Source organism: Catellatospora sp. NPDC049609 (assembly GCF_040675365.1).
Classification (GTDB): Bacteria; Actinomycetota; Actinomycetes; order Mycobacteriales; family Micromonosporaceae; genus Catellatospora.
In genome coordinates this window covers 1-2514 of sequence record NZ_JBFAOU010000402.1, presented here as the reverse complement: position 1 = coordinate 2514, position 2514 = coordinate 1, and the positions used below count along the sequence as shown (strand labels likewise).

Annotated in this window: 3 protein-coding genes and 1 pseudogene; 2 read left to right on the top strand and 2 right to left on the bottom strand. The window is 68.7% G+C overall.

The annotated features are described in order from the left end of the window. Positions 1-140, top strand: a pseudogene (locus AB0J67_RS40610) (adenylyltransferase/cytidyltransferase family protein); the annotation flags it as partial. A gap of 57 nt (positions 141-197) precedes the next feature. Here AB0J67_RS40610 and AB0J67_RS40605 read toward each other — a convergent pair. Together AB0J67_RS40605 and AB0J67_RS40600 are read right to left on the bottom strand one after the other, a co-directional pair. Continuing rightward, entirely contained in the window at positions 198-662 is a 465-nt protein-coding gene (locus tag AB0J67_RS40605; protein ID WP_363491077.1) for a response regulator, read from the bottom strand. A gap of 200 nt (positions 663-862) precedes the next feature. Continuing rightward, positions 863-1171: an STAS domain-containing protein gene (locus tag AB0J67_RS40600; protein ID WP_363491075.1), complete on the bottom strand. Its 309-nt coding sequence runs from the start codon at positions 1169-1171 to the stop codon at positions 863-865. Positions 1172-1320: 149 nt separating this feature from the next. On the opposite strand from AB0J67_RS40600, the gene AB0J67_RS40595 reads away from it, so the two are divergent. Further along, a partial coding sequence (locus tag AB0J67_RS40595) for an RNA-guided endonuclease TnpB family protein (protein WP_363491073.1) occupies positions 1321-2514 on the top strand: 1194 nt, incomplete at its 3' end.

The following is a 2514-nucleotide window of genomic DNA, read 5'->3' as shown; positions in this document are numbered from 1 at the left end:
CCACGGGTGGATGCTTCGACCTGCTGCACCGTGGGCACATCTCGCTGCTGGAGCAGGCCCGCCAGCTCGGCGACTGCCTGATCGTGTGTCTCAACCGTCCCGGCGGCCCCGCCGGCGCGCGGACCGGCCACCACCGCATGGCATCGGTCGCGCGGCACTGCTCGTCGGCCCGGTCCAGGCGGCCGGCGTGGCGCGGCTCAGGTGGCCGGTTCGTCACCGGCCCGGCGGGGCAGGCGAGCCGTGTGGCCGAAGAAGTTGCGGATCTCCATCACCACGGACTCGTACTCGTCGAGGTTGATGGGCTTGGTCACGTACGCGTTGGCCTTGGCGCGGTAGCTGGCCAGCACGTCGCTGTCGGACGACGACGTCGTGAACACGATCGTCGGGATGGACCGGAGCGTCTCATCCGACTTGATCTCGAGCAGCGCCTGCCTGCCGTCGACCCGGGGCATGTTGAGGTCCAGCAGGATCAGGTCCGGTCGCGGCGCGTCGGCGTAGGGGCCGGACCGCCGCAGAAACTCCAGGGCCCCTCCGCCGTCGAGCACGTGGTGCAGGTTGCTGGGGATGCTGTGCTCGGCGAAGGCGCTCTCCATCAGCGCGACGTCACCCAGATCGTCTTCGACGATGAGCACCTGGAGCAGCGCACGGGTGCCGGCGGCCATGGGGGTGTCCCTTCGTCCAGCGCTGCCATGGTTGGCCCGTCTGGCGTGCGTCTGCACACGGCGCAGCTGGTCGATTCGACTCGAATGATCGAGGGACGCGAAGCCCCACCATCAAACACCGGCCTCCCGGCGCTTGTCCATCGCGTGACGGATCGGTCACCGTCCCGCCGTCGTGCCGCGGTCACGCGGACCGCCGGGTCTCAGTGGTGACCGTCCGCCGGTGCCTCGTGCACGGTGACGAGCTCGGCCAGACCGGAGATCTGCAGCACGGGACTGAGCAGGCGGTTGGTCACCAGCTCGATGCGGTCGGCATGGGCGAACAGGACCGCCAGGCCCGCGCTGTCGAGGTACTCCACCGCGGCGAAGTCCAGCAGCAGGCGGCCCGGGGCGCTGTCGAGGGCGTCGGCGAGAACGGCGGTGTTGCTCATGTCGATCTCACCACGGACGGTCAGGGCCGTGATGCCGTCAGCCTTCCGGGCCGAACTGATGTTCAGTGGCGTGGCAGTCATCAGATTCCTTCTGTGGATACTCCGGCCTTGGGGCCGGTGAGGAAACGGAACTCCTGTGGAGCAGGGCAGGTATAGCCGATCCGCCGTCGGGGCGGACCGGCGTCCACCCGTGCCGTAAGGCTCGCCGGTGTCCGTTTAGGATCCGTAGCGTGTCCAGGACCGTGAAGCGGGCGTTCAAGTTCCGCTTCTACCCGACCGACGCGCAGGCAGCGCAGCTGTCGCGCACGTTCGGGTGCGTCCGGCTGGTCTACAACCTGGCCCTGCAGGCCCGGACCGAGGCATGGACCCAGCGGCAGGAGCGGATCGGCTACCACGCGACCTCGGCCCTGCTCACCGGGTGGAAGAAGACCGACGACCTGGCGTTTCTCAACGACGTGTCGTCCGTGCCACTGCAGCAGGCTTTGCGGCATCTGCAGACCGCCTACACCAACTTCTTCGCCAAACGCGCCAGGTACCCGCACTTCAAGTCCAAGCGGCGCTCGCGCCGCTCGGCCGAGTACACCGCCAGCGCGTTCCGGTGGCGCGACGGCACGCTGACCCTGGCCAAGATGACCGAACCCCTCGACATCGTGTGGTCGCGGCCCCTGCCTGAGGGTGTTGCGCCGTCGACGGTGACGGTGTCGTGCGACGCGGCCGGGCGCTGGTTCGTGTCCCTGCTGTGCGACGACGCGATCAACCACATTCCGGCCTCGGGCGCCGTCGGCATCGATGCGGGCCTGGACAGCCTGATCACCCTGTCCACCGGCGAGAAGATCACCAACCCCCGGCACGAACGCGCCGACCGGCTGCGGCTGGCCCGCGCGCAACGGGACCTGGCCCGCAAGCAGAAGGGCTCGGCCAACCGGACCAAAGCCCGAACCAAGGTCGCCCGCATTCATGCCCGGATCGCCGACCGGCGGCGTGACCATCTGCACCAACTGACGACTCGGCTCGTTCGCGAGACCCAAGCGATCGTGATCGAGGACCTGGCCGTACGGAACATGGTCGCAAACCACCGCCTGGCCCGCGCCATCAGCGACGCGGCGTGGCGGCAGCTGCGGACCATGCTGGAGTACAAAGCCGCCTGGTACGGCCGGGACCTGATCGTCGTGGACCGCTGGTTCCCCTCGACCAGACTCTGCTCGACCTGCGGCACACTCGCGCCGAAGCTGCCGCTGGACGTACGGGAGTGGACCTGCACCTGCGGGCAGACCCACGACCGCGACGTGAACGCGGCACGCAACCTCCTGGCCGCCGGACTGGCGGTGACAGCCTGCGGAGACGATGTAAGACCTCAACGAGGAACCTCTCGGACGGGGCAGTCGTCGGCGAAACAGGAACACCCGAACAACGACCATGCCTGC